Genomic DNA, 25,803 nt, shown 5'->3' with positions numbered 1-25,803 from the left:
GATGGTTCACGATGCAGTACCTGTTCTCGGTGATCCACGACGACTCCGGCCTCGCCACCGCGGAGGAGATGGCGGCGATCGACGTGTTCAACGACGGGCTCCGGGCCGAGGGCCACTGGGTCTTCGCCGCCGGCCTCGGCGGACCCGACACCGCGACCGTGATCGACAACCGCGGCGAGGAGGCGCTGTTCACCGACGGGCCCTTCGTGGAGTCGAAGGAGTACCTGGTCGGCTTCTGGATCGTCGAGGCCGCCGACCTCGACGTGGCGCTCAAGCTGGCGTCCGAGGGCTCGAAGGCCTGCAACCGGAAGGTCGAGGTGCGTCCGGTCCTGTGAGCACGACCGACGTCCGGGAGGCGGTCGCCCGCGCCCACCGCGAGGAGTGGGCCCGCGCGGTCGCCGTCCTGACCAGGCGTTTCGGTGACCTCGACACCGCCGAGGAGGCGGTGGCCGAGGCGTTCGCCACGGCGGTCGAGCGGTGGCCGGCCGACGGCGTGCCGCCCAACCCCGGCGCCTGGCTGACCACCACCGCCAACCGCAAGGCCATCGACCGGATCCGGCGCGAGAGCAAGCGCGACGCCAAGCAGCGGGAGGCCCTGACGGCGTACGACGAACCCCCCGAGCCCGTCGGCCCCGTCGGCGACGAGCGGCTGCGGCTGATCTTCACCTGCTGCCACCCGGCACTGGCGACGGGCGCCCGCGTGGCGCTGACGCTCCGTCTGGTCGGCGGTCTGACCGTCACCGAGATCGCCCGCGCCTTCCTGGTGCAGGAGAGCGCCATGGGGCAGCGGATCACCCGCGCCAAGGCCAAGATCAAAACGGCCCGCATCCCCTACCGGGTGCCGTCCGCGGAGGACCTCCCGGGACGGGTCTCCGCGGTCCTCGCCGTGCTCTACCTCGTCTTCAACGAGGGCTACCTGGCGACCGGCCCCGGCGCGGATCCGGTACGGCACGACCTCACCGCCGAGGCGATCCGGCTCACCCGGCTGCTCCGCGGCCTCCTGCCGGAGGACGGCGAGGTGGCCGGGCTGCTGGCCCTGATGCTCCTCACCGAGGCCCGCCGCACCGCCCGGGTCTCCCCCGGCGGCGACCTGGTCGCCCTCGGCGAACAGGACCGCGGCGCCTGGGACACGGCACTGATCGCCGAGGGCCACCGGCTGGTACGGGAACGGCTGGCCACCGGGGCGGCCCCGGGGCGCTACCAGCTCCTCGCGGCGATCAACGCCGTGCACACCTCCGCCCGTCACGTGGACGACACCGACTGGTCGCAGGTCGTCGCCCTCTACGACCGGCTCCTCCGCCTCGACCCCTCACCGGTCGTCGTCCTCAACCGGGCCGTCGCGCTCGCCGAACTCGACGGCCCCGGGGTGGCGCTGGCCGCCGTCGACCGGCTCGGCGACGCCCTGACCGGCTACCACGCCTACCACGCGACCCGCGCCGACCTGCTCCGCCGGCTGGGCCGCAACCGGGAGTCCCGCGCCGCCTACGACCGGGCCGTCGAACTGGCCGGCAACACCGCCGAGCGCGCCTACCTCGCCCGCCGCCGCGACCTGCTGGAGTAACCGGGCGGATCCACGGACTCTCCACCGGGGTCAGCCCGGCCGTGCACCGGGTCGAGCACCTGAGCGACAGCCACCTCATCCGTCCGGGAGCCACCGCTCGGGCATTGCGGCGCTCCCGCGGGTTCCTCCACCCACCGGGCAGGCGCGCGCTGTACCCACGGGAGTCGTCCTGCTCGTGCACCCGGTGCTCCTTCGACGACGTCAGGCACGCGCGCGACGTGCTGGAGGAAGTCCTGGACAGACTGCCGGAACGGGCCCGTGCCGAGGTCGGTCCGGAGATCCGCGAGGGGCCGGCGACCTGCAGGAGGCTCGCCGCGCTCTCGCCGGTTCCCGGGCTCATCGGACTGCGGTGCACCGTTACGATGATCGCGTCATGGTCACATTGAAGGTGCTCGGCTCGCTCCGGGTCGAGGTCGACGGCCGCGCGGTCGATGCGGGTGGCCGGCTCGCCCGGATGGTCCTGGTCCAACTGCTGCTCGCCGGTGGGGCGGTCGTTCCCACGGAGCAGATCGTCGAGCGGCTGTGGCCGACACGCGTCCCGTCCAGCGCACAGGGCTCGCTGCACGCCTACGTCGCACGGCTGCGGCGCGTCCTCGAACCGGAACGGGCGCCGCGGGCACCCGCGCGGCTGCTGGTCAGCGCACCCTACGGCTACGCCCTCGCCGTCGAGCAGGACGCGGTGGACGCCTGGGTGTTCGAGCGCAGGGTGGCGGCCTGTTCGGGGACGGAGGTGCCCGCCCGTTTCGCCGCCGAGGGCCTGGCCGAGGCGCTCGCCTCGTGGGGCGGGCAGCCGTACGCGGAATTCCTGGACGAGCCGTGGACCGCCGCCGAACGCACGCGCCTGGAGGAGGTGCACCGCACCGCCCGGGAGCGGCTCGCCGCAGCACGGCTGGGCAGCGGGCAGGCCGCACGGGCACTCGCCGACACGCTCCTGCTGACCCGGGAGGAGCCGTTGCACGAGGAGGGCTGGCGGCTGCTCGCCCTGGCGTTGTGGGCGCGCGACCGCCAGGGTGACGCCCTGGCCGCGCTGCGGCAGGCACGGCGCGTCCTCGGTGAGGAACTCGGCGTCGAGCCCGGGCCCGCTCTCCTGGAGTTGGAGGGGGCCCTGCTGCACCAGCGTCTGGACGTGCTTCGGCAGGCGACCGGCGCCCCCGCCGTGCCCGCCCCGGCCACCGTACGGGCCGAGGTGTCCACCGCCGTGGCCGCGGTGGAAACTCCGGGGGCGAGCGTCGGGCGCCGGACGCCGACCGTCCTGGCGGCGGACCGGCTCCTGGGCCGGGACGAGGAGTTGGCCGGGCTCGCCGCCGCTGCGGACCGGGCACGGGACGGCCGGGCCCAAGTGGTCCTGGTCTCCGGCGAGCCCGGCATCGGCAAGTCGAGTCTCCTGGAGGCGGCCGTCCGCCAACTGCCGCAGCAGGGCTGGCTGGTCGGGTCCGGGCAGTGCCCGGAGAGCGAGGGCGCCCCGCCCGGCCGGGCCTGGTTCGACATGCTGCCGGCTCTGGCCGAGAGCGCGCCGCCCGGCCGGTACGCCGACGAGCTCGCCCCGCTGCTGGCGCCGGGCACCGAGAGCGACTCCGAGCAGCCGGACGGCAGTCCGGCCCGGCGCTTCCGTCTGCACAGGGCGCTGCTCGGCTGGCTCCGCGACACCGCGCGTCGACGGCCGCTGCTGGTCGTGCTGGACGACCTGCACCGGGGTGACCAGGAGAGCATCGAGCTCTTCCTGCTCTGTGCCGAGCAACTGCGCGACGTGCCGCTCCTGTTGGTGGGCTCGTACCGCACCGGCGAGGGTGACCTGACCGGGGCGCTGGCGCGCCTGGCCGCCTGCTCGCCCGTCCGGATGGCACTCGGTGGCCTGTCGGACGCCCAGGCCAAGGAACTGCTGCGGCGCACCGCGGCCGGCATGAGCGAGCGGGCTGCGGTGGCCCTGGCCGAACGGGCCGGGGGGAACCCCTTCCACCTGCACGAGAGTTCGCTCCTGCTCGCCGGTGAGGGCGAGCAGGAGGCGCTGGCCCGCGTCCCGCAAGGAGTCCAGGACGTACTGCGGCGGCGGCTCGCCCTGCTCGCACCGACCGTCACGGCCGGACTGCGGCTGGCGGCCGTCGCCGGCCGCGAGGCCCGGGTCGCCCTCCTCGTCCACGCCGCGGACGGCGACGGCGAGCAACTCCTCGACGCCTTGGACGCGGGAGTCACCGCCGGGCTGCTCACCGAGCCGCGTCCCGGCACGGTCCGCTTCAGCCACGCCCTCGTACGCGACGCCCTGGAGGCCGACCTCACCCGGCTGCGGCTGGCCCGGATGCACTCCCGGTTGGGCAGGAGCCTGATCGCCCTCGGCTCGGACGACGTCGCCGCCACGGCCCACCACCTGCTGCAGGCGGCCGCGGTCGTGACCGCCGACGCCGGGCCCGCCGTGCACCACGCCCGGCTGGCGTGCGAGCAGGCGGTGCGCCGCTACGCCCCGCAGAACGCCGAGGCCCTGCTGAACGCGGCGCTCGGACTCCTCACCGATCATCCGGCCGCCTTCGCCGGTCAGGACGCCGCCCTGTTGCGGGTCATGCTGCTGGGTCAGCTGGTGGACTGTCGGATCCGGATGGGGGCCGTGGTGCCCGCCCGCGAGGCGCAGCAGCAGGCCGTCGCGGTGGCCCGTGCAGCGGACCGGGCCGACCTGCTGACCGCCGCCTACACGACGTGGACCGAACCGACGCCGTGGCGCGTCCGCGCGTACGACGCGGCGTCCGACCCCCAGGCCGTGGCGGAACTCGGCAGGCTGTTGGAGAGCCCGGGACTGGCCGACCGTCAGCGGTGCCTGCTCCTCGACCAACTCGCCGACGCCCTCGACGACACCGATCCGCGCGCCGTGGCCGTGGGACGCCGGGCCGTGGAGCTCGCCCGGTCCGTGGGCGAGCCCCGACTGCACGGCCTGGCGCTCGCCTCGCTGCTGCGCCGGGTCGACTGCGACCTCGAACCCGCCGTCTACCGGGAGCTCCAGCAGGAACTCGCCGAGCTGGCCGACTCCCAGGACAGCCCCGAGTACTCCTGGATGAGCGCCTACACCGCGGCCCGGATGGCCGCCGGCCGCAACGACCCGGCGGAGATGGAGCGGTGCCTCGGCCGCGCGGACGACATCGCCCGCACCTACGAGCTCCAGGGTGCGTTCGCGGTGGCCAGGCTGCGGCATCCGATGGTCGCCATGGCCCGGGGTCGCTTCGACGAGGCGGAGCAGGCCATGGCGGAAGCGGTGGAAGCGCTGCGGGCACGCGGGGCCGTGGACCTCAACGGGCTGGCCGCCCTGGGCCTCGGCTGCATCCGGCTGCAGCAGGGACGGCTCGCCGAGATGCTGCCCGTACTGCTCGCGGTGTGGGAGCAGTACCAGCCGCTCAACGAAGCCCTCACCGCGCTCGCACTGCTGGACGCGGGCCGTCCCGGCGAGGCCCGCGACGTCCTCGGCCGACGGGTGCCGCTCCGACGCGACTTCGCGTTCTCCGTCCTGGCCGAGCTGCGGGGCACGGCCGCCGTCGTCTTCGAGGACGAGGCCCTGGCGGCCGAGGTCTACCGGGACCTGCTGCCTCTCGAGGGCCTGGCGGGCGGCGCGAGCACCCTCAGCATCGTCCTCCGGCCCGTCGCGCAGACCCTGGGCGAACTGGCCCGGTTCCTGGGCCGCCCCGAGGAGGCCCGCCGCCACTTCCTCGAAGCCGTCCGGGTGGCGGCCGCCTGGGACTCCTCACACTGGGCGGACGCCGCCCGGGCCGCCCTGGCCGGGCTGCCGCCGGCGCCCGTCTGACGGGCGGTCCTCACGGCAGGGGCTGCCGGGGCCGGGACGACCCGGTCAGTTCGGCCAGGAACGCCGCCGCCAGGTCGAGGAACTCCTCGGGCGAGTCCGTGGTCAGCTGGAGGTCCACGAGCACCTCGTCGGTCTCCGCCGCGCACATCACCCGGAGGTGGTCGCAGATCTGACGCACCGTGCCGCGGTGGTGGGTCTCCTCGGGTCCGGCCTCGGCCTCGGTGACCTCCGGGTTGACCCGGAACACCCGGCGCAGCCCCGCCGGGTCCCGCCCCGCCCGCTCGGCGGCCTCGGCGGCCACCGCCCACAGGGCCTCGAAGAACGGCAGCGGCATCGAGGCCGCCAGCCAGCCGTCCGCGCGCCTGCCGACCCGCTCCAGGGCGGGCGGGGTGAACCCGCCCAGCAGGACCGGCGGCCTCGGGCCCTGGCGGGGCTTGGGGAGGACGGTCGACTCGGGGACCGTCCACAGCGGGCCGGTGTGGGCCACCGTGTCCGACCGCCAGACGGCGTCGAGGACGTCGAGGGTCTCCTCCAGCCGCTCGCCGCGACCCCGCCAGGGCACCCCGGCGGCCTCGTACTCCTCGCGCATCCAGCCCAGCCCGAGACCGACGTCCAGACGTCCGTGGCTGATCAGGTCGAGGGTCGTCAGCGCTCGGGCGAGCACCACGGGCGGATGCCACAGGGCGTTGAGCGTGCTGCTGCCGAGCCGCACCCGCTCGGTGGCGGCGGCGGCCACCCCCAGGGCGAGCAGCGGGTCGAGGTGGGTGGCGTACCTGACGGGCATCGCCTTCCCGCCGGGGTAGCCGTCGGGCGGGGCGAGCGGCGCCAGGAGCCGGTCGGCCACCCAGAGGCTGTGGCAACCCAGCGTCTCGAGTGCCGCGCACATCACGGCGGTGCGGTCGGGATCGGCGAACGGGCCGAACTGGGGGACGGAGAATCCGATGCGCATGGGTGGCGGTTCCTCGATCGGTACGGGCGGGTCGGACGGACGGTGCCGGCCCCGGACGGGCGGCCGGACGCGGGGTGCGCCTCAGGCGGTCGTGCGCGGGCCGCGGACCCGGTCGGTCTCGCGGCGGTACTGCCGCTGCCCGAGGAGCTTCCAGAGCACCCGGGCCGGGACCGGCAGCCGCGCGAGGAACTCCCGGCGCTCCTCCGGCGAGGTGTCCTCCAGGATCGCGCCCAGGGCGATCATCAGCCGGTTCCGGGGCGTCTCGGCGAGGCCCCGCTCGCCCACGGCGTGCCACTGCTCCTCGTTCACGTGGAGCGCGACCAGCGGCATGACCTCCCGCTCCTCCTCGTCGAGGTGGGCGCACAGCTGCCGGTGGTGCCTGTGCAGCGCCTCGGTGAGCTCGTCGCGGTCCTCGGGCAGGGCCCGGGCCTGCCACCGGTCCACCAGCCGCTGGACCTCGGCGATGCCGTCGGAGAGTTCACGGTGCTGCGCCTCCATCGCCAGGACCTGCTCGGCATCGAGGTCCAGGTGGGGCAGCAGGACCGGCCAGAGCATCTCGTCCTCACCGGTGTGGTGGGCGTGCAGGCCGATGGAGTACAGCCGCCAGTGCTCGGCGAGGATCCGGGACCGTCCGGTGTCACCGGGCCGTACGTCCTGGACGAGCTCGGCCAGCAGGCGCGACTCGCGTCGGAACACCTGGTGGATCATCGCCATCTCGCGGGTGTAGGGGTGGAGGGTGGAGCCGGAGTCGTTGTTCGAAGTCATGACACCCAGTCTCCGCAGCACTGTTGCAGGGCACTTGCAGCCGACTTGCGCCGACCGGCCCGCGCAGGGCCGACCGCGACGGCCGCCCCTGTGTCTCGCGCGCCCGGCAGGGCGAGGTCGGTGGGACAGGTCGGCCGGCAGGCGTCGGGCGGCGGTGCGGACCTCCTCGTCCTCTCGGACGATCCCGGTGCGGCCGCCCCGGCGGACGGTCCGGCGGTCCCCCGGCGGGCCGGGCCCGCGGTACCCGCGCCGAACCGTCTGACCAGGGCACAAGGAAGGTACGTACACGTGCGGGTGCAGATCGATCACAGCTCCTGCAATCCCTTCCCGGCACCGCCACCGGGCCCCCTAGAGTGTCCGCCGTGACCCAGGACGACGCGGAACTCATCGCCGGCCGGTACGAGCTGATCGAGCGGATCGGGCAGGGCGGCATGGGCCGCGTCTGGCGCGGGACGGACCGGCACCTCTTCGGCCGCGAGGTCGCCGTGAAGGAGATCCTCTTCCCGCCCGGGCTGCAGGACGACGAGCGCGCCGTGCTGCTGCGGCGGTTCACCGGCGAGGCGCGGGCCGCGGTCATCCTCAACCACCCGGGGATCATCACCGTCCACGACGTGGTCGAGCACAACGGCGCGCCGGCCATCGTCATGGAGTTCGTCCGCGGCCGGTCGCTCGCCGCCGAGATCCGCGAGCGGGGTCCGCTGCCGGTGCGCCGGGTCGCCGAGATCGGGGCGGCGATGCTCGGCGCGCTCGCCGAGGCGCACGGAGCCGGCATCGTCCACCGCGACATCAAGCCGGACAACGTGCTGCTGACGAAGGACCGGGTGGTCCTCACCGACTTCGGCATCGCGCACCTCGCGGACGCCACCACCAAGCTGAGCCACAGCGGGACGGTCATCGGCACCCCGCACTACATGCCGCCGGAGCAGCTGGAGGGCAAGCGGCCGACCGCCGCCAACGACCTGTGGGCGCTCGGCGCCACGCTGTACCACGCGGTCGAGGGCCGGACGCCGTTCGACGCCGAGGGCCTGCACGCCCTCGCCATCGCCATCTTCACCCGGCCGCACCGGCCGCCCGTGCTCGCCGGGCCGCTCGCCCCGGTGCTGGAGGCACTGCTCGTCAAGGACCCGGCCGAGCGGGCGACCGTCGCGCAGGCCGAGGAGCTGGTGGCGGCGGTGCTGCGCGGCGACACCACGGCGGGCGGCGGGCCCGCACCGGATCCGGCGCCGCCCGCGCCGCGGACGCCGACCGCACCGGACCCCGTTCCCGTCCCGGCCGACCGGCAGCCGCCGCCCCCGCCGCCGCAGGTCCCGGCGGCGGAACGGCCCGCCGAAGCCCCCGCCGAAGGGCCCACGGACGGACCGTCGGACGGGCCCGCCGGGGAGGCCGGGCCGGCTGCGCCCGTCCCGGCGCCGCCCGCCGCACCCCCGGCCGTTCCACCGCACCTTCCGCACGTGCCGCAGGGCCGGCCGGTGCCGGACAACCCGTACGCCGCTCCCCCGGCCGCCGACGGGACGCCGGAGGACGGGGTGCCCACCGGGCCCCTGGAGGGCCACCGCATCGAGGAGCTGACGGCCGACCGGTCGGGGCGGCGGCCGATCGGCCGGAAGGCCACCGTGCTGGCGGTGGCGCTCGCGACCCTGGCCGTCGGCGGCGTCCTGAGCTGGACCCTCCTCCCGGACTCCGGCCACGGCAGCGGCAGCGGCAGCGGCAGCGCCCACGGCGGCAGCTCGTCGAACGACACGGCGACCACGACCGTGGTGATCGGCGTGGACGCGCCGCTCACCGGCGGCCTGGCGAGCTTCGGCACCGGCATCAAGAACTCGGCCGACCTCGCCGTGCGGACGGCCAACCGGCGGACGTACGTCCCGGGTGTCGCCTTCGAGCTGAAGGCGCTGGACGACCAGGCCCAGCCGCAGACCGGCCGGCAGAACGCCGATGCGCTCGTCGCCGACGACCGGGTGCTCGGCGTGGTCGGTCCGCTGAACTCGAGCGTCGCCCAGTCGATGCTGCCCTCGTTCGCGTCGGCCGGGCTGGTGGACGTCTCGCCGGCCAACACCAACCCGGTGCTCACCCTGGGCGGCGACTGGCAGAAGGGCGTCAAGTCGCGCCCGTACCCCGTGTACTACCGCACCACCCCCACGGACGCCCTGCAGGGCCCGTTCGCCGCCCGGTACCTCGTCAAGGTCGCGAAGAAGACGAAGTTCTTCGTGATCGACGACCGGAAGACCTACGGCGCCGGGCTCGCCGACGGGTTCACCGCCGAGGTCGCCGCCCTCGGGGGCACGGTCGTCGGTTCGGAGCACGTGGAACCGGGCAGCAACGACCACGCCGCCCTGGTGGCGAAGGTCCGCGCCAGCGGCGCCGAGGCGGTCTACTACGGCGGGGAGTACCCGGACGCGGCGCCGCTCTCCCGGCAGCTCAAGGAGGGCGGCGCGACGGTGCCGCTGATGGGCGGCGACGGCATCTTCGACACCGAGTACACCCGGCTGAACGACCGGGCCGAGGGCGACCTGGCCACCTCGGTGGGCGCGCCCACGGAGGCGCTCGGCGGCGGGACGGCCTTCCTCGACGACTACCGGGCCGCCGGCTACCCGGAGGACGCCGGCCAGTACGGCGCCTACGCGTACGACGCGGCCTGGGCCGTCATCGAGGCGGTCAAGTCCGCGGTGGCCGCGAACGGCGGCACGCTGCCGTCCGGCGCCCGGGCCAAGGTGGCGGAGGCGATGGCGGGCGTCTCCTTCGACGGCAGGACCGGGGCGGTCTCCTTCGACGACTACGGCGACACCACCAACCGGCAGCTCACCGTCCACACGGTGCAGGGCGGCGCCTGGCACTCCGTCAGGACCGACACCTACTGACCGTCGCGCGCCCGGCCTGCGGCAGCCTCCTGCAGGGTGCGCAGCAGGCCCGCGCCGGCGGCGTCCACGGACCGGCCGGTGTTGCCGAGGACGGCGACGGCCGTGCCGGTCTCCGGGTCGAAGCCGGCGTACGAGGCGAAGCCCCCGGTGCGGCCGTTGTGCCAGACCTGCAGGTGGCCGCCCTGCTGCGGGTGCAGGCGGTGCGCCGACCAGCCGAGGTGCGTCCAGGAGAACGGGCTGGTGCGGTGCTCCACCTGCCGGGTGAGGACGATCGCCTCGGCGGTGTCGGTGGGCGCCCCGCCGAGCTGGGCGCGCAGGAAGGCGGCGAGGTCGTTGCCGGTGGAGCGCAGGCCGCCGGCGCCGGCCAGGTCGGCGAGGTGCCACGGCGCGGCGGGCCTGCGGTTGGCGGTGTGGCCGCCGGCGAGCCGGCCGGCGCCGCCGGCACCGGGCGTGACGACCGTGTCGGCGAGCCCGAGCGGCAGGCAGACCTCGCGGCGGACGAGCTGCTCGTAGTCGGTGCCGGCGCGCCGGGCGAGGGCGAGGCCGAGGAGCCCGGCGCCGAGGTTGGAGTACCGGAAGGTGCGGCCGGGCACCGAGCGGAGCCTCGTCCGGGCGAGCCCGTCGAGCAGCCGGTCGGCGGTGCAGCCGGCGTACGGGTCCGCGGCCCGCGGGTTGAGCAGGGCGGGCAGCAGCATGCCCTTGGGCAGGCGCGGCAGGCCGGAGGTGTGGGTGGCCAGGTGCTGGAGGGTGATCCGCCGGCCGCCGCGGCCGGGGACGGTGCAGCCGGGCAGCAGGCCGGCGAGCGGCTCCTCCAGGGCGGCGTCGCCGGCGAGCACCGTCCGGGCCAGCAGCAGGGCGGTGAAGACCTTGGTGATCGAGCCGATCTCGAAGAGGGTGTCCGGGCCGGGCGGCCCGGAGGCCGCGCCGCCGGCCCGCCCGGCGCCGCGGATCTCCGCCGCGCCGTCCGCGAGGCCGACCACCACCGCGCCGACCTGCTGCTCCGCCAGCCGGTCGGCGGTCCGTCCCACGAGGTCCCCCAGCTCTGCCATGTCCACAACCCTAGGCGCGGCCCGCGACCGGCCCGTCCGCCCGCATGAGGAATCCCACCCCCTCCGCCTCGTCCGCCAGGTGTACGCCGCTGGACGGACCGGGCACCGGCCCGGCTCCCCCGGAAGACAGACCCGGCCCGCCGCGCCGACGGGCCCTCAGTCCCGGCGCCCGGACCGCGGTATGACGGACCGCCGGCCACCATGGCTCCCGGGCAGGAACTTCGCGCACGGACGGCCCTTGTCTCGGAAGCATCTCAGCTGGTGAACGGGTTGCGCACATCACCTTGACAGCGAAGGAAGGGTTACCTAAGTTCTGCTGGCATGTCTCCGCAGTCGCACCACCGCACCGAGGACGCCGACCGCCCCGAGCCGTCGACGGCCTTCGTCTTCGACATCACCGCCGACGAGATCCGCCGCCGGTCGCTGGCGGCCGCCTCGCTCGGGCCCACCCGGGACATCGCCGAGGAGGAGCGCCGCGAGGCCGAGGCCTACGCCCTGCTCTACTCTGGCCTGGACGCCGAGCAGCAGCGGCTCTACGACGACCTCGTCACGGCGGGCGTGCTCCCCGTGGAGGAGCGGACCGATGCTGCCCGTTGACCCGCAGGCCGACATCGGTCGCCGCGCGTGGATCGCCTGCCCCAACTGCGACGACGCCCGCGACTGCGCGCCCTGCGGGGAGCGCCGGTCCTGCTCCGAGCACTGGCGCTACCTGATCTCCAACACCGGAAGCCTGCTCCACCTGCAGTGCCCCGGCTGCACCCACGTGTGGGACCACGAGACCGGCTTCGGCGCCACCCGCTCGGCCCTCGGCCGGGTGCCCGGCCCGCGCCGCTCCGAGCCGACGGCCGGCGTGCTGCCCGAGGACGGCCCGGAGGCCGGCGACCGGGCACCGCACGACGCACCGTGATCCACGGCGGACCGTGATCCACCGGGGGGTCGGGCAAGCCCTAGACTGCGCGGCATGAACGCCACGCCCGACGACCGGCTCGAACGCCTCGTCCGCCTCGCCGCAGGCAGCTACCTGCTGGTCACCACCTTCAAGAAGGACGGCACGGCGGTCCCCACCCCGGTGTGGGTGGTGCGGGACGGCGACGCGCTGGGCGTCTGGACGGTCTCCGACTCCTGGAAGGTCCGCCGGATCCGCAACCGGGCGGACGTGCTGGTCGGCCCGTGCGACGTCCGCGGCAGGCCGACCGGCGAGCAGGTGCCCGGCACCGCCGAGATCTGCCCGCCCGAGAAGACCGCCGCCTACCGCACCCTGCTGCGGCAGAAGTACGGCCTGCTCGGCGTGCTCACCCTGCTCGGCAGCAGGGTCCGCCGCGGCGACCGCGGCACGGTCGGCATCCGGATCACCCTGACCTGACCCGCGGCACCGCCCGCGGGAACACGACGCGCCCGACGGCGCGGCCGGGCGGACCCGGTCGCGCCGTCGGGCGCGGTCGCACGTGGCGGGTGCTCAGTTCTCCGCGAGCAGTTCGAGGGTGTCGATGACGCGGTTGGAGAAGCCCCACTCGTTGTCGTACCAGGCGACCACCTTGACGTGCTTGCCGTCGACCCGGGTGAGGGCGGCGTCGAAGATGGACGAGGCGGGCTGGCCGGTGATGTCGCCGGAGACCAGCGGCTCGTCGGCGTAGTCGAGGATGCCCTTGAGCGGGCCGTCCGCGGCGGCGCGGTAGGCGGCGAGCACCTCCTCGCGGGTGACCTCGCGGGAGACCGTGGTGTTCAGCTCCACGATCGAGCCGACCGGGACGGGCACCCGGATCGAGTCGCCGGACAGCTTGCCGTCGAGCTGCGGCAGCACCAGGCCGATGGCCTTCGCGGCGCCGGTGGTGGTCGGCACGATGTTCACGCCGGCGGCGCGGGCGCGGCGCAGGTCGCGGTGCGGGCCGTCCTGGAGGTTCTGCTCCTGGGTGTAGGCGTGCACGGTGGTCATGAAGCCGTGCTCGATGCCGGCCAGGTCGTCCAGGACGGAGGCCAGCGGGGCGAGCGCGTTGGTGGTGCACGAGGCGTTCGAGACGATCACGTGCCGGGCGGGGTCGTACGCGTCGGTGTTCACGCCGTAGGCGAGGGTGACGTCGGCGCCGTCGGAGGGGGCGCTGACCAGCACGCGGCGGGCGCCGGCCGTGATGTGGGCGCGGGCGGCGTCCGCGGCGGTGAAGCGGCCGGTGGCCTCCAGCACGATGTCGACGCCGAGCTCGGCCCACGGCAGGTTGGCCGGCTCGCGCTCGGCGAGCACCTTGATGCGGCGGCCGTCGACGACCAGGTCGGTGCCGTCGATCTCGACGGAGCGGTCGAGCCGGCCGAGCGCGCTGTCGTACTTGAGCAGGTGGGCGAGCGCGTCCGGGGCGGTGAGGTCGTTGATGGCGACGACCTCCAGCTTGCTGTCGCGCTCCAGCAGGGCGCGCAGGGTGTTGCGTCCGATGCGGCCGAATCCGTTGACGGCGATGCGGGTCATGGAGGTTCCTCTCGTGTCGTCCCGCCATCCATGGTCGGCATCCCGGCGCCCGGCGGACAGTGGCCCGGATGACAGCGTGCGCAAGGATCTCGCCAGATCCTTCGCCAACGCTCGCAAGGATCCCGCCACCCCGCCCGGCGGCCCCCGACGGAGCACCCCGTCGGGGGCCCGGATCCGGCCCTCAGGCCGAGAAGGTGTGGCGGTACTCCGTCGGGGAGGTGCCGAGGATCCGGTGGAAGTGCAGGCGCAGGTTGGCGCCGGTGCCGAGGCCGACCCGGTCGGCGATCTGCTCCACGCCGAGGTCGGTGCGCTCGAGCAGCTCGCGTGCCAGGTCGACGCGGGCCCGCAGCACCCACTGCATCGGCGTGTAGCCGGTATCCTCCACGAACCGCCGGGAGAAGGTGCGCCCGGAGACCTTGGCGTTGCGGGCCAGGTCCTCCAGGGTCAGCGGTTCGGCGAGGTGGGCGAGGGCCCACTCCCGGGTGTCCGCGAAGAGGTCGCCGAGCGGCTCGGGGACGCTCCGCGGCACGTACTGCGCCTGCCCGCCGCTGCGGTAGGGCGCCGCCACCAGCCGCCGCGCCACGTGGTTGGAGAGCCCCACGCCGTGGTCGCGGCGGAGCAGGTGCAGGCACAGGTCGATGCCGGAGGCGGCGCCCGCGGAGGTGAGCACGTCGCCCTCGTCGACGAACAGCACGTTGGCGTCGACCCGTACCAGCGGGTGCCGTTCGGCGAGGGCCCGGGTGTAGTGCCAGTGGGTGGTGGCCCGCTTGCCGTCGAGGAGTCCGGTCGCGGCGAGGGCGAAGGCGCCGGTCGAGATCGCGGCGAGGCGGGTGCCGCGGGCGTGGGCGGCGGTGAGTGCGGCGACGACCTCGGCCGGCGGTTCGGTGATGGCCGGCTCGCGGTAGCCGGGGATGAAGACGGTGTCGGCCTGCTCGAAGGCTTCCAGACCGTCCGCCACGTGGTACGAGAGGCCGTCGCCGCCGGTCACCAGCCCCGGTGCGGCTCCGCAGACCCGCACGTCGTAGGGCATGCTCGGCCGGTTGGAGAACACCTGGGCGGGGATGCCCACGTCGAGCGGCTTCGCGCCCTCCAGCACGAGCACCGCGACCTGGTGGTTCCTCCGCCCCATCGGGCCTCCTCCTGCGCACTCCGCGGCCACCGGTCGTCCGCTCCCCCGCGGATGGCCCGAACGACGGCTGTCGCAAGCATCCTGCCACCTGTGCCCGGCCGGGGCCCCGGCACGGCTCAGCCCCCCCGGTGGTGGAGGGCGCCGAGGACGGCCAGGTCCTCGGCGGTGAGCCGGAGGGCGGCGGCCGCCACGTTGGCGGTCAGGTGGTCCGGGTCGCCGGTGCCGGGGATGGCGAGCACGTGCGGGCCGCGGTGCAGCGTCCAGGCGATCCGGACCTGGGCGGGGCTCACGCCGTGGCGGCGGGCGACCGCGAGGACCTCCGGCGGTTCCTCCCCGGTGCTCCCCGCCTGCCGTCCGGGGCCGGCGATCGCGTAGAACGGCACGAAGGCGGTGCCCCGCTCGCCGCAGGCGTGGAGCAGCGCCTCCTGCTCGGGCGGGCTGCCGATGCCGTAGGGGTTCTGCACGCAGACGACCGGGGCGATCGCCGCGGCCTCGGCGAGGTGGTCGGCGGTGACGTTGGAGAGACCGAGGTGGCGGATCAGGCCGGCCTCGCGGAGTTCGGCGAGGGCGCCGAAGCGGTCGGCGACCGGGTCGGTGCCGACGACCCGCAGGTTGACCAGGTCCAGGTGGTCGCGGCCGAGCTGGCGCAGGTTCTCCTCGACCTGGCCGCGCAGTTGCTCGGGGGTGGCGTGCGGCAGCCACCGGCCGGAGCGGTCCCGGCCGGGGCCGACCTTGGTGGCGATGACGAGGTCGTCGGGGTAGGGCGCCAGGGCGCGGTTGATCAGCTCGTTGGCGGACCGCAGCGGCGAGAAGTAGAAGGCCGCGGTGTCGATGTGGTCGACGCCGAGGTCGACGGCGCGGCGCAGCACGGCGATCGCCTGCTCGCGGTCGCGGGCACGGCGCGGCGGACCAGGGCGGGGCCGGTCTGCGGCAGGCGCATGGCGCCGAAGCCGAGCCGGTTGACCGTCAGGTCGCCGAGGGCCCAGGTGCCGGCCGCGGCCGCGGCCGGGGTGATGGTCTGTGAGGTCATGTCCGGCATCATCGGCGGGGCCGTAGAGTGGCCGCCATTGATTCGGGCAGGGGCGAATCCGGGCGGGGGCGCGGGTGGCGGAGCTGGTCTTCTCGGTGCGGGACCTGGCGCAGATGCGGTTCGCCGTGTCGCCGATGTGGGAGGTGGGGCCGAGTCTGCGGCTGCTGCGGTCGGGGGTGGTGCATCCGGTGCACCGGCGGTGGGCCGAGCAGGTGCGGCCGCGGCTGGCGGCGGCGGGTCTGGACCGGGGCCGCCTCGCCGAGTTGGTGCCGCCGTCGGGGTACGTGCCGGACTTCCTCAATCCGACGCCCGCGGCGCCGGTCGCCGAGCTCGCCGAGGAGGTGGACGGCATCCTGGCGACCCCGCCGGAGCGGGTCCGCCGCGACCTGGACCGGCTGCGGCGCGAGCAGCGCGGGCTGGGCCCGCGCACGGAGGCGCTGTACGCCCGGCCGGAGGCCCGGCTCGCCGGGGTGGCCGAGGAGGTGCGGCAGTACTGGGAGTTGGCGCTCGCGCCGTACTGGGCGCGGATCCGGGCCGTGCTGGACGCGGACGTGGCGCACCGGGCACGACAGGTCGCGGAGCGCGGCGCGGCGCACCTGCTGGGCGGTCTGCACGCCTCGGTGCGGTGGGACGAGGACACCCTGCGGCTGCTGCGCCGGTCGAGCGCGATCTCCCGGCCGACGGCGGGCCGGGGGCTGCTGCTGATCCCGTCGGTCTTCACCGGTCCGGTCCCGTTCACCCGGGTCTCCCCGCCGGACCCGCCGCAACTCGCCTATCCCGCCCGGGGGATCGGCTCGCTCTGGGAGGCGCCGTCCGGGGACGGGGGCGAGGCGCTGGCGGCCGTGCTGGGCCGTACCCGGGCCCGGCTGCTGGCGGAGCTGGACTCCCCCGCCTCGACCACCGAACTGGCCCGCCGCACCGCCCTGTCGCCGGCCGCGGTCTCCGAGAACCTGACCGCGCTGCGCGCCGCAGGTCTGACCACGGCCCACCGCGTCGGCCGCTCCGTGCTGTACGCCCGCACGGCGGCCGCGGACACCCTGCTCGCGGCGCCCGCCGCGGCGGGCGGCTGAGCGGTCCAGCCGTTCAGCCGTCCTCGCGCACCAGGCCGCAGCTGAACGGGAAGGACCGCAGGAACTCCCGCCGGTCCCGGTCCGGTTCGGCCTCCGGGCGGACGGCGATCCCGCACCGCAGCGCCCCGGCCCGCCCGCGGGCGCCGCGGACCGGTCAGGAATGGAGAAGCCCTGCTCACCGCTGCGCGGCTAGCGTGACGGCCATGGACATCACCATTCAGTGGACCTTCCTCCCGCACACCGACCCGGAGGCCTCGCTGGCCTTCTACCGCGACCTCCTCGGCTTCGAGGTCCGCAACGACGTCGGCAACGGTGCGATGCGGTGGATCACCGTCGGCCCGGCGGAGCAGCCCGGCATGTCGATCGTCCTGGAGCCGCCCGGCATGGACCCGGGCATCACCGAGGACGAGCGCCGCACCATCACCGAGATGATGGCCAAGGGCACCTATGCCCGGATCACCCTGGCCACCGCCGACCTGGACGGCGTCTTCGACAAGCTGAAGGCGGGCGGCGCCGAGTTCGTCCAGGAGCCGACCGACCAGCCGTACGGCCTGCGCGACTGCGCCTTCCGCGACCCCGCGGGCAACCTGGTCCGTTTCAACCAGACCGGCTGAGCCGTCCGCGGCCGCGGCCCGACCCCGCCCCACCGGGTGGCGGACGGGCCGCGGCCGCATCGGCGGAAGTGCACCGGGCGCGACGCCCGGGCTGGTTGGATCGGACCGGGCAAGGCCGGCGGTGACCGCGGACGCGGCCCGCCCGACGGACGGACGGACGGAGAGACGATGAGCAGGGCCACGGGGACGGACGGGCAGCAGCCCACCATGCACGGTGCCGACAGCCACCACGTGATCCGCGTGCACGGCGCGCGCGAGAACAACCTCAAGGACGTCAGCATCGAGATCCCGAAGCGCCGGCTGACGGTGTTCACGGGCGTCTCCGGCTCGGGCAAGAGCTCGCTGGTGTTCGACACCATCGCGGCCGAGTCGCAGCGGCTGATCAACGAGACCTACAGCGCCTTCGTGCAGGGTTTCATGCCGACGCTGGCGCGGCCCGAGGTCGACGTCCTCGAGGGGCTGACCACCGTGATCACCGTCGACCAGCAGCGGATGGGCGCCGACCCCCGTTCCACGGTCGGCACCGCCACCGACGCCAACGCGATGCTGCGGATCCTGTTCAGCCGGCTGGGCGAGCCGCACATCGGCCCGCCCAGCGCGTACGCCTTCAACGTGCCGTCCGTCCGCGCGAGCGGGGCGATCACCGTCGAGCGCGGCGACCGGAAGACGGTGAAGGCGACCTTCAACCGCACCGGCGGCATGTGTCCGGGCTGCGAGGGCCGCGGCTCGGTCACCGACATCGACCACGCGGAGCTGTACGACGAGGCCAAGTCGCTCGCCGGGGGCGCGATCACCGTGCCCGGCTACAAGGCCGGCGGCTGGAACCACCGGCTGTACAGCGAGTCGGGCTTCTACGACCCCGAGAAGCCGATCCGCGACTACACGGCGAAGGAGCTGCACGACTTCCTGCACCACGAGCCGGTCAGGATGAAGATCGCCGGGATCAACATGACCTACGAGGGCCTGATCCCGCGGATCCAGAAGTCGATGCTCGCCAAGGACCGGGAGGGGATGCAGCCGCACGTCCGGGAGTTCGTGGACCGCGCGGTCACCTTCACGACCTGTCCCGAGTGCGGGGGCTCCCGGCTGAGCGAGGGCGCCCGGGCGTCGAAGATCGGGCGGATCAGCATCGCCGACGCCTGCGCGATGGAGATCCGCGACCTCGCCGAGTGGGTCCGCGACCTCGCCGAGCCCTCGGTGGCGCCGCTGCTGGCCTCGCTGCAGCGGACCCTCGACTCCTTCGTGGAGATCGGGCTCGGCTATCTCTCGCTCGACCGGGCGGCCGGCACGCTGTCCGGCGGCGAGGCGCAGCGGGTCAAGATGATCCGCCACCTCGGCTCGGCGCTGACCGACGTCACCTACGTCTTCGACGAGCCCACCGCGGGCCTGCACCCGCACGACATCCAGCGGATGAACGAGCTGCTGCTGCGGCTGCGGGACAAGGGCAACACGGTGCTCGTCGTCGAGCACAAGCCGGAGACGATCGCGATCGCCGACCACGTCGTGGACCTCGGCCCGGGCGCCGGCACGGCGGGCGGCAGCGTCTGCTTCGAGGGCACCCTGGACGGCCTGCGGGCCAGCGGCACCGTCACCGGCCGGCACTTCGACGACCGGGCCGCGCTCAAGAAGGACTTCCGGACGCCCAGCGGCCGGCTGGAGATCCGCGGCGCGTCGACGCACAACCTGCGCGACGTCGACGTGGACGTGCCGCTCGGGGTGCTGACGGTGATCACCGGTGTGGCGGGTTCGGGCAAGAGCTCGCTGGTCCGCGGGTCCCTGTTCTCGGGGCGGACTCCCGGGGCGGACGGGGTGATCGCGGTCGACCAGACGCCGATCCGCGGCTCCCGGCGGAGCAACCCGGCGACGTACACCGGGCTGCTCGACCCGATCCGCAAGGCCTTCGCCCAGGCGAACGGCGTGAAGCCGGCGCTGTTCAGCGCCAACTCCGAGGGCGCCTGCCCGACCTGCAACGGCGCCGGGGTCGTCTACACGGACCTGGCGATGATGGCCGGCGTGTCCAGCACCTGCGAGGACTGCGAGGGCCGGCGGTTCGACGCCTCGGTGCTGGAGTACCGGCTCGGCGGCCGGGACATCAGCGAGGTGCTGGCGATGCCGGTGACCGAGGCCGAGGAGTTCTTCGGCGCGGGTGAGGCGCGCACCCCGGCCGCGCACCGGATCCTCCAGCGGCTCGCCGACGTCGGCCTCGGCTACCTCGCCATCGGCCAACCGCTGACCACGCTGTCGGGCGGCGAGCGGCAGCGGTTGAAGCTGGCCACCCACATGGCGGAGAAGGGCGGCGTCTACGTCCTCGACGAGCCGACCACCGGTCTGCACCTCGCCGACGTGGAGCAGCTGCTCGGGCTGCTCGACCGGCTGGTCGAGTCCGGCAAGTCCGTCGTCGTCATCGAGCACCACCAGGCGGTGATGGCGCACGCCGACTGGATCATCGACCTCGGCCCGGGGGCCGGCCACGACGGTGGCCGGATCGTCTTCGAGGGCACGCCGGCCGACCTGGTCGCCGCCCGCTCGACCCTCACCGGCGAGCACCTCGCCGCGTACGTGGGCGCCTGACCACCCCCGACCGTGCCCGGCCCGACCGGCCCTCACCGACCCCGGCCGACCCGACCCGCCGCGCTCAGCCGGCGGGCGGGCCGACCGGGTCGGCGAGGCCCGGCGGGTCGTCCACCCTGCCCGGCCCGGCCGCCCACGGCGGGCAACCTGCCGGATCCCGCGCCGCCGGTGCGGATCGACGGTGCGTCAGACGAGCGAGGCCAGGTCGATGACGGTGTAGCCGCGGGACTCCACGGCGTCGACGACGGCGGGCAGGGCGCGGGAGTCGACGTTCGGCCCCGAGGTCTCGGTGGAGCCGAGGTGCATCTGGAGGATCGTGCCGGGCCGGATCGCCCGGACGGCGCGGTCCACCGCGTCCTGGACGCTCACGCCGCCACCCTCGCCGAGGTAGCCGAGGGTGTCGTCGGTGAACTCGATGTCGGCGTAGCCGAGCGCGTTGACCTGGGCGATCGCGGACGGGCTGGTCTCGCTGTAGGGGAAGCGGTAGAAGGGCAGCGGGTCGGTGCCGGTGGCCCCGCGGATCGCCTCGGCGGCGCGCTCCACCTGCTCGCGCAGGCCGGCCGCGTCGAGGTCGGAGAGTTCGGGGTGGTCGTAGGAGTGGCTGGCGACGCCGTGCTCGGCGGCGAGGGCTGCGGCCGCCTCCGGGTTGGCCTCCGCGAACTGCCCGGTCAGGAAGAAGGTGGCGGGGACGCCGCGGCCGCGCAGCTCGTCGAGGACGGCGTCGATGCCGTCGTCGTTCCAGGCGGCGTTGAAGGTGAGGGCCACCACCGGGTCGTCGGTGGGGATCCGCCGGATCTCCTCGCCGAAGAGGTCGGCCAGTCCGCGGCGGGCCGGGAGCGGCCGGGGCCGGTCCGGGCCGGGACCGGCGGGACCGGCGGGACGCCGGAAGTCCGCCGGGCTGCCGAGCGGGAGGACGAGGGCGGCGCCCGCGGCGAGGAACGTCCGCCGCCGGAGCGGCTGCTGAGGGTGCGTCATCAGCGCAGTATCCGGTCGTTCCGGGACGCCCGGCGCCCGACACGCCTGCGCGGCGGGCGGGCCGTCCGCCGGTGGGGTGCGACACGCTCGGCGGGTGGGCGGGGCGTGACTCGCCGTGCGGCGGGTGATAGGCCGGAGGCTGTGCGGGGAGGCGCTCCCCGGCCGGGCGGCGTCCGACGGCGCCCGGGTGCGACGGCAGACGGGATGGCGGGCATGCCTCTGGAGGGCGAGTACGAGCCGAGTCCGGAGCAGTGGGTGCGGGACCAGGTGGAGCTGTACGAGAGCTCGGGCGGCACGCGGGGCACCACCCTGCGGGGCATGCCGGTGGTCCTCCTCACCACGCTCGGCGCACGCAGCGGCAAGATCCGCAAGACCCCGCTGATGCGGGTCGAGCACGACGGCAGGTACGCGGTCGTCGCCTCGATGGGCGGGTCACCCCGCCACCCGGTCTGGTACCACAACGTGGTGGCGAACCCGCTGGTCGAGCTGCAGGACGGGCCCGTCCGGCAGGAGATGTCCGCCCGTGAGCTCGGCGGCGCGGAGAAGGCCGAGTGGTGGGAGCGCGCGGTGGCGGCCTTCCCCGACTACGCGGCGTACCAGAAGCGGACGGAGCGGGAGATCCCGGTCTTCCTGCTGGAGCCCGTCGGCCATGGCTGACCGCTCGGCGGCTGACCGGGTCAGGTGTCGCCGACCGGTCGGCGCGCGGCGGGGACGGACGTCAGGGCCGCCAGCCGGCGGTGGCGCCGAGGACGACGAGCAGCAGCACCGCGCCCGCGTTCGTCCGCGGGTAGCAGAGCAGCAGCGCGCCGAACTCCCGCAGGACGGCGCCGGGCCAGAGCACTCCGGCCGTCGGCGCGCCGACCACCTGCCCGGACACGCCGGCCCGCCGGGCCTCGACGGCGGTGCGCAGCACGTGGAAGTTGCTGGTGACCACGGTGCACCGGTAGTCGGGCCGGTGGTCGCGCATCAGCCGGTCGCTGAACCGCAGGTTCTCCGCGGTGTTGCGGGAGCGGTCCTCCCGCAGCACCGCGGCGGCGGGCACGCCCCGGTCGGCGGCGTACCGGGCCATCGCCTCGGCCTCGCTGAGCTGCTCGTCGGTGCCCTTGCCACCGGAGACCACCAGGACGGGCGCCGGCGGCCCGTTGCGCTCCTGCTCGGCGCGGAGGCCGAGGGCGCGGTCGAGCCGGGCGGCGAGCAGCGGCGACACCCGGTCGTCGTCGTCCAGTCCGGCGCCCAGCGCCACCACGAAGTCGACCTGCCGGGGCGGCGGGATCCGGCCGTACAGCGCCGAGTACCCGAGGCAGCACAGCAGCAGGAACGCCAGGTAGCCGGCGACCAGCAGGGCGGCCGCGGCGGCCGCGTGCAGCGGCCGGGAGTCGACCCGGGCCGCCGTCCACAGCACCCCGATCAGCACCAGCCCGGCCGACCCGGCGAGCAGCGGCAGCAGGTGGACGGGGCTGCCGCCCGCCCGGCGCACCATCAGCACCCCGTTGCCGACCAGCAGCACGGCCACGGCCAGCGCGGCGAGCAGGGCGGCGACCGGCAGTGCGTCGGCGACGGCGCGGGCCGTGCCCGGCGGCAGCCGGTCCAGCTCGCCCAGCAGACCGGCGGCCGCGGCCGCCACGGCCAGCCCGAGCAGCACCGCGTTGCTCAGCCGCCGCAGGTCCCGCGCGGCGCCGATCACGAAGAGGACCAGCAGAACAGCGGCGAGCAGGAAGGCGACCATGCCGCGATGGTAGGCGCCCGCACCCGAACGGCGGCACGGCCGGGCCCAGGAGGGGCCGCTTCAGGGGCGCGTGGGGCATCTCCCGGCGCCCTTCGAAGACACGTCCTAGCGGGCGGCCGGGAGGCCGTACTCGGGCAGGGCGATGTCGCCGGCCTTGGCGAACTGGGCGGCCAGCAGCTGCCGCATCGGCCAGCGGTTCATCGACCGCATCGACATCGTGCGCAGCCGGATCGCCAGCGCACTGTTCGGGGCGAATCCGCCGGCGCCGCCGGGCGGCAGCTCCTGGGCCTTGGTGACGTACGGCCGCATCACCCGGTCGTAGCGCCGGAACGCGGCGGCGAGGTCGCCGCCGGCGGCGGCCGCCTCGCCGGCCAGGACGTAGGCGCCGACCAGGGCGAGGCTGGTGCCGAGGCCGGTGAGCGGCGAGGGGCAGTGGCCCGCGTCGCCGAGCAGCGCGACCCGGCCGCGGGACCAGGTGTCCAGGTGGACCTGGCCGAGCGAGTCCAGGTGGAAGTCGGTGGAGCGGCGCATCGCGTCCAGCAGCCTCGGCGTCTCCCAGCCGACGCCGGCGAACCGCCGTGCCACGAGCTCCTGCTGGGCGGCGGTGTCCCGGCGGTCGAACTCCAGCGGTCCCGAACGGAAGCCGAAGCCCGCCTTGACCTCGCCGGGCAGGCGGCCGGGGCGCACCGAGGCGACCAGGCCGCCCGGCGCGTTGTGCATCAGGTACCAGCCGTCCAGGTCGAGCTCGGTCTCGGCGGTGAACCAGGCGAGGTAGAGGTCGAGCGGCCGCACGCACTGCGACTCCGGGCCGAAGGCCAGGCCGCGGACCACCGAGTGCATGCCGTCGGCGCCGATGACGGCGGCGTAGCGCCGCGTCCCGGCCCGTTCGAAGTCGACGGTGACGCCGTCGGCGTCCTGGGCGAGCGCGGTGACGGTGTCGTCGAAGAGGTACTCGGTGTAGGGCGCGGTGTCCTCGTACAGCAGGCCGGCGAGGTCACCGCGGAGGATCTCGATCTCGGAGACGATGCCCTCGCCGCCGAAGGCGTCGGCGGGCAGCCGGGAGGTGATCCGGCCCGCCGCGTCGACGGTGGCGATGCCCTTCTGGTCGAGGCTCAGTTCGCGGGCCCGCTCCATCAGGCCCATCCGCGAGATGACGGTGCGTCCGGCGCCGCGGAGGTCGACGGTCTGGCCGCCCGGGCGCGGCGCGGGTGCGCGCTCCACGACGGTCACCGTGAAGCCGGCCGCGTGCAGCCAGTGGGCGAGGGCCGGACCGGCGATGCCGCCGCCGGAGATCAGGATGTCTGTGTTCCCCATGCCGTCGAATGTACGCTGTACGCATCGCACCGCGCAAGCCAGAAATCGCCTTCCCAGCAGGGCGTTTACCTCGGGTGCACTAGTGCTCCTGATGGGTGGTGCACTGCCCTCGGGCGGTCCGGGCGCAGGTGTGGCTAGGCTGACCGGCAGAGCAAGGTGCACTAGTGCGGAGGGGACGGCATGGACCGGACCGACGGATCGCGGTACCGCAGGATCGTCGACGAGCTGCGGGCCAGGATCGAACGGGGCGAACTGGCCCCGGGCGACCGGGTTCCCTCCACCCGGGAGATCACCCGGCAGTGGGGCGTCGCCATGGCGACCGCGACCAAGGCGCTCACCGAACTCCGCCGCACGGGGCTGGTCCGCGCCGTCCCGGGCATCGGCACCGTCGTGGCCGCGCCGCAGGCACCGTCCCCGGCCGGTCCTCCCCCGGCGGCCCCTCTCCCGGCCCCCGTGAAGGCTCCCCGCACCGCCGCCACCGACCCCCGCGGCAGCCGGGACGCCGCCCTGACGGCGGACCGGATCGTGGCCGCCGCAACGGCGGTCGCCGACGCGGAGGGCCTCGCCGCACTCTCCATGCGGCGCGTCGCCGCCGAACTCGGCGTCGCCACCATGTCGCTCTACCGGCACGTGGCCGACAAGGACGACCTGCTGCTGCGGATGCTCGACACCGCCCTCGCCGAGTTCGGCTTCCCCGACGAACGGCCCGACGGCTGGCGCGAACCGCTCGCCCTCGCCGCCCGGATGCTCTGGGACACCTGCCGCCGCCACCCCTGGCTCGCACCCGCGCTCTCCATGACGCGGCCCCAGATCGTCCCCTCCGCCATGCCGTTCACCGAATGGGTGCTCGGCGCCCTCGACGGCCGCGGCCTCGACCCGTGGACGGTCTTCACCACCCACCTCACGCTGTTCAACTACGTCCGCGGCACCGCCGTCAACGTCGAGTCGGAGAGCACCGCCATGGCCGACAGCGGCCTCGACGCCGACGAGTGGATGGCCACCCAGGAACCGGCCCTGCTGGCCCTGATGGACACCGGCCGCTTCCCCCTCCTGCAACGACACGTCACCGACGGCTACGACTTCGACCTCGACCGCCTCTTCGAGTTCGGCCTGCAACGCCTCCTCGACGGCATCGCCGCCCTGATCGACGGCCCGCGCCCCGGCCCGGCCACCGCGTAGCATCGGCCCGTTCGCTGTCGGACGCTCAGGAGGCCGTCGTGGAGATGTTCCGGTTCGACCGCGCGGAGACGGTCGTCGACCGGTTCGGCAGCACGGGCACCGCAGCCACCGGCGTCGCGTCGGGCGAGGGGGCGGTACGGCTGACCTGCCTGACGATCGCACCCGGCGGCGTCCTCGGCGCCCATCCGGCACCGGTGGAGCAACTGTTCCTGGTCGTCGCCGGCGAGGGCTGGGTCGCCGGCCCGGACGGCACCCGGGTGCCCGTCTCCGCCGGGGACGCCGTGCACTGGGCCACCGGCGAGGAACACGGCTCCGGCAGCACGACCGGGCTCACCGCCCTTGCGCTGGAAGGGCCGTCGGTGCGGCCCCTCGCCCCGGCGGCGGGTGGGCCTGCGGCGGGGTGAGGGCGGGGGGATCAGGCGCTCGGCTCGGAGAAGGTGAGGCCGCCGGCGGCGAGGGGGCGGCGGTCCGCGGCGGTCGGGGCCTCCTGGCCGGGCGGGGGCAGGAAGAGGGCACGGTCGATCGGCGGCAGCGGCCGCCGGTCGGGGACGCCCGGCGCGTCGGTGTGCGGGGCGGAGAAGACGGGCAGGCCCAGCGGGCGGCGATCATCGGTCACGAGCGGCAGCCTGTCCCATCGGCCCCCTCCCGGGCAACGGGATTCCCCCGGGAGTCCGCGCAGATGCTGTGAAGACCCACCGGACGGAAGGCGGATCAGGGGTGCAGGGAGCTGCGCGACCCGGATGCGGCTCAACGATGGACTCGGGCCGAGCCTGAACCTGT

Annotated in this window: 21 protein-coding genes and 3 pseudogenes; 14 read left to right on the top strand and 10 right to left on the bottom strand. The window is 75.0% G+C overall.

All coding sequences use genetic code 11. The annotated features are described in order from the left end of the window. Positions 1 to 11 precede the first annotated feature (11 nt). The 3 genes from AB0O09_RS12435 (at position 12) to AB0O09_RS12425 (ending at position 5,339) form a co-directional block, all read left to right on the top strand. A complete protein-coding gene (locus AB0O09_RS12435) occupies positions 12 to 335 on the top strand; it encodes a YciI family protein (RefSeq protein ID WP_363541553.1) in 324 nt (107 codons plus the stop codon). Continuing rightward, positions 332 to 1,561, top strand: a complete 1,230-nt coding sequence (locus AB0O09_RS12430) for a sigma-70 family RNA polymerase sigma factor (protein WP_363541551.1) — start codon at positions 332 to 334, stop codon at positions 1,559 to 1,561. Before AB0O09_RS12435 ends, AB0O09_RS12430 begins: the two co-directional genes overlap by 4 nt. A gap of 373 nt (positions 1,562 to 1,934) precedes the next feature. After that, positions 1,935 to 5,339: an AAA family ATPase gene (locus tag AB0O09_RS12425; protein ID WP_363541550.1), complete on the top strand. Its 3,405-nt coding sequence runs from the start codon at positions 1,935 to 1,937 to the stop codon at positions 5,337 to 5,339. A 10-nt stretch (positions 5,340 to 5,349) separates the two neighbouring features. Here the strand turns inward: AB0O09_RS12425 and AB0O09_RS12420 are convergent, their stop codons facing one another. Further along, positions 5,350 to 6,288, bottom strand: coding sequence for a TIGR03619 family F420-dependent LLM class oxidoreductase (locus AB0O09_RS12420; protein WP_363541549.1), 939 nt, complete (start codon positions 6,286 to 6,288; stop codon positions 5,350 to 5,352). 81 nt (positions 6,289 to 6,369) lie between these two features. Beyond that, entirely contained in the window at positions 6,370 to 7,053 is a 684-nt protein-coding gene (locus tag AB0O09_RS12415; RefSeq protein WP_363541547.1) for a hemerythrin domain-containing protein, read from the bottom strand. A gap of 353 nt (positions 7,054 to 7,406) precedes the next feature. Between AB0O09_RS12415 and AB0O09_RS12410 the strand changes: the two are divergent. Then, positions 7,407 to 8,195: pseudogene (locus tag AB0O09_RS12410) on the top strand (serine/threonine-protein kinase); the annotation flags it as partial. 453 nt (positions 8,196 to 8,648) lie between these two features. Further along, positions 8,649 to 9,911, top strand: coding sequence for a branched-chain amino acid ABC transporter substrate-binding protein (locus AB0O09_RS12405; RefSeq protein ID WP_363541623.1), 1,263 nt, complete (start codon positions 8,649 to 8,651; stop codon positions 9,909 to 9,911). Here AB0O09_RS12405 and AB0O09_RS12400 read toward each other — a convergent pair. Then, positions 9,905 to 10,960: a serine hydrolase domain-containing protein gene (locus AB0O09_RS12400; RefSeq protein WP_363541546.1), complete on the bottom strand. Its 1,056-nt coding sequence runs from the start codon at positions 10,958 to 10,960 to the stop codon at positions 9,905 to 9,907. The genes AB0O09_RS12405 and AB0O09_RS12400 overlap by 7 nt on opposite strands. Positions 10,961 to 11,281: 321 nt before the next feature. Here AB0O09_RS12400 and AB0O09_RS12395 point away from each other — a divergent pair, with 321 nt between their 5' ends. The 3 genes and pseudogenes from AB0O09_RS12395 to AB0O09_RS12385 all read left to right on the top strand — a co-directional run bounded on the left by AB0O09_RS12395 (position 11,282) and on the right by AB0O09_RS12385 (position 12,323). Beyond that, positions 11,282 to 11,557, top strand: coding sequence for a DUF6400 family protein (locus AB0O09_RS12395; protein WP_359988432.1), 276 nt, complete (start codon positions 11,282 to 11,284; stop codon positions 11,555 to 11,557). Beyond that, a pseudogene (locus AB0O09_RS12390) lies at positions 11,544 to 11,762 on the top strand (hypothetical protein); the annotation flags it as partial. The gene AB0O09_RS12395 and the pseudogene AB0O09_RS12390, both read left to right, overlap by 14 nt. 159 nt (positions 11,763 to 11,921) lie before the next feature. Further along, positions 11,922 to 12,323, top strand: coding sequence for a PPOX class F420-dependent oxidoreductase (locus AB0O09_RS12385; RefSeq protein WP_344625502.1), 402 nt, complete (start codon positions 11,922 to 11,924; stop codon positions 12,321 to 12,323). Between the two features lie 93 nt (positions 12,324 to 12,416). Here the strand turns inward: AB0O09_RS12385 and gap are convergent, their stop codons facing one another. From gap to AB0O09_RS12370, 3 genes and pseudogenes are all read right to left on the bottom strand, one after another. After that, entirely contained in the window at positions 12,417 to 13,415 is a 999-nt protein-coding gene (gap, locus tag AB0O09_RS12380) for a type I glyceraldehyde-3-phosphate dehydrogenase (protein WP_363541545.1), read from the bottom strand. Between the two features lie 181 nt (positions 13,416 to 13,596). Continuing rightward, a complete protein-coding gene (locus tag AB0O09_RS12375; protein WP_363541544.1) occupies positions 13,597 to 14,544 on the bottom strand; it encodes a helix-turn-helix domain-containing protein in 948 nt (315 codons plus the stop codon). 116 nt (positions 14,545 to 14,660) lie between these two features. Continuing rightward, positions 14,661 to 15,574 (bottom strand): annotated as a pseudogene (locus tag AB0O09_RS12370) (aldo/keto reductase). Positions 15,575 to 15,687: 113 nt separating this feature from the next. On the opposite strand from AB0O09_RS12370, the gene AB0O09_RS12365 reads away from it, so the two are divergent. From AB0O09_RS12365 to AB0O09_RS12355, 3 genes are all read left to right on the top strand, one after another. Then, positions 15,688 to 16,644, top strand: a complete 957-nt coding sequence (locus AB0O09_RS12365) for a helix-turn-helix domain-containing protein (protein ID WP_363541622.1) — start codon at positions 15,688 to 15,690, stop codon at positions 16,642 to 16,644. 203 nt (positions 16,645 to 16,847) lie between these two features. Next, positions 16,848 to 17,258, top strand: a complete 411-nt coding sequence (locus AB0O09_RS12360; protein ID WP_363541543.1) for a VOC family protein — start codon at positions 16,848 to 16,850, stop codon at positions 17,256 to 17,258. A 168-nt stretch (positions 17,259 to 17,426) separates the two neighbouring features. Next, on the top strand, positions 17,427 to 19,829 hold the full coding sequence (locus AB0O09_RS12355; RefSeq protein ID WP_363541542.1) for an excinuclease ABC subunit UvrA: 2,403 nt from the start codon (positions 17,427 to 17,429) through the stop codon (positions 19,827 to 19,829). 186 nt (positions 19,830 to 20,015) lie between these two features. Here AB0O09_RS12355 and AB0O09_RS12350 read toward each other — a convergent pair whose 3' ends face one another. Continuing rightward, the gene (locus AB0O09_RS12350) at positions 20,016 to 20,804 is read right to left on the bottom strand and encodes a polysaccharide deacetylase family protein (protein WP_363541541.1); all 789 of its coding nucleotides are present in this window, start codon (positions 20,802 to 20,804) and stop codon (positions 20,016 to 20,018) included. Between the two features lie 213 nt (positions 20,805 to 21,017). Between AB0O09_RS12350 and AB0O09_RS12345 the strand changes: the two genes are divergently transcribed. Next, a complete protein-coding gene (locus tag AB0O09_RS12345) occupies positions 21,018 to 21,461 on the top strand; it encodes a nitroreductase family deazaflavin-dependent oxidoreductase (RefSeq protein WP_363541539.1) in 444 nt (147 codons plus the stop codon). Between the two features lie 61 nt (positions 21,462 to 21,522). Here AB0O09_RS12345 and AB0O09_RS12340 read toward each other — a convergent pair whose 3' ends face one another. Both AB0O09_RS12340 and AB0O09_RS12335 read right to left on the bottom strand, forming a co-directional pair. Continuing rightward, positions 21,523 to 22,530 carry a YdcF family protein gene (locus tag AB0O09_RS12340; RefSeq protein WP_363541538.1) on the bottom strand — a complete coding sequence of 336 codons (1,008 nt, stop codon included), beginning with the start codon at positions 22,528 to 22,530 and terminating at the stop codon, positions 21,523 to 21,525. Positions 22,531 to 22,635: 105 nt separating this feature from the next. Beyond that, complete coding sequence (locus tag AB0O09_RS12335; RefSeq protein ID WP_363541537.1) at positions 22,636 to 23,844, bottom strand: FAD-dependent monooxygenase; 1,209 nt, start codon at positions 23,842 to 23,844, stop codon at positions 22,636 to 22,638. Positions 23,845 to 24,024: 180 nt separating this feature from the next. On the opposite strand from AB0O09_RS12335, the gene AB0O09_RS12330 reads away from it, so the two are divergent. After that, complete coding sequence (locus AB0O09_RS12330; protein ID WP_363541536.1) at positions 24,025 to 25,023, top strand: TetR/AcrR family transcriptional regulator C-terminal domain-containing protein; 999 nt, start codon at positions 24,025 to 24,027, stop codon at positions 25,021 to 25,023. A gap of 44 nt (positions 25,024 to 25,067) precedes the next feature. Continuing rightward, positions 25,068 to 25,427 carry a cupin domain-containing protein gene (locus AB0O09_RS12325; RefSeq protein ID WP_363541621.1) on the top strand — a complete coding sequence of 120 codons (360 nt, stop codon included), beginning with the start codon at positions 25,068 to 25,070 and terminating at the stop codon, positions 25,425 to 25,427. Between the two features lie 11 nt (positions 25,428 to 25,438). On the opposite strand, the gene AB0O09_RS12320 is transcribed toward AB0O09_RS12325, so the two are convergent. After that, entirely contained in the window at positions 25,439 to 25,639 is a 201-nt protein-coding gene (locus tag AB0O09_RS12320) for a hypothetical protein (RefSeq protein ID WP_363541534.1), read from the bottom strand. Positions 25,640 to 25,803: the final 164 nt, after the last annotated feature.

Origin of the sequence: Kitasatospora sp. NPDC093679 (assembly GCF_040683455.1) — a bacterium.
Taxonomy (GTDB): domain Bacteria; phylum Actinomycetota; class Actinomycetes; order Streptomycetales; family Streptomycetaceae; genus Kitasatospora; species Kitasatospora arboriphila.
The sequence above is the reverse complement of the archived record's forward strand: the minus strand, read 5'-3'. Positions and strand labels throughout refer to the sequence as shown.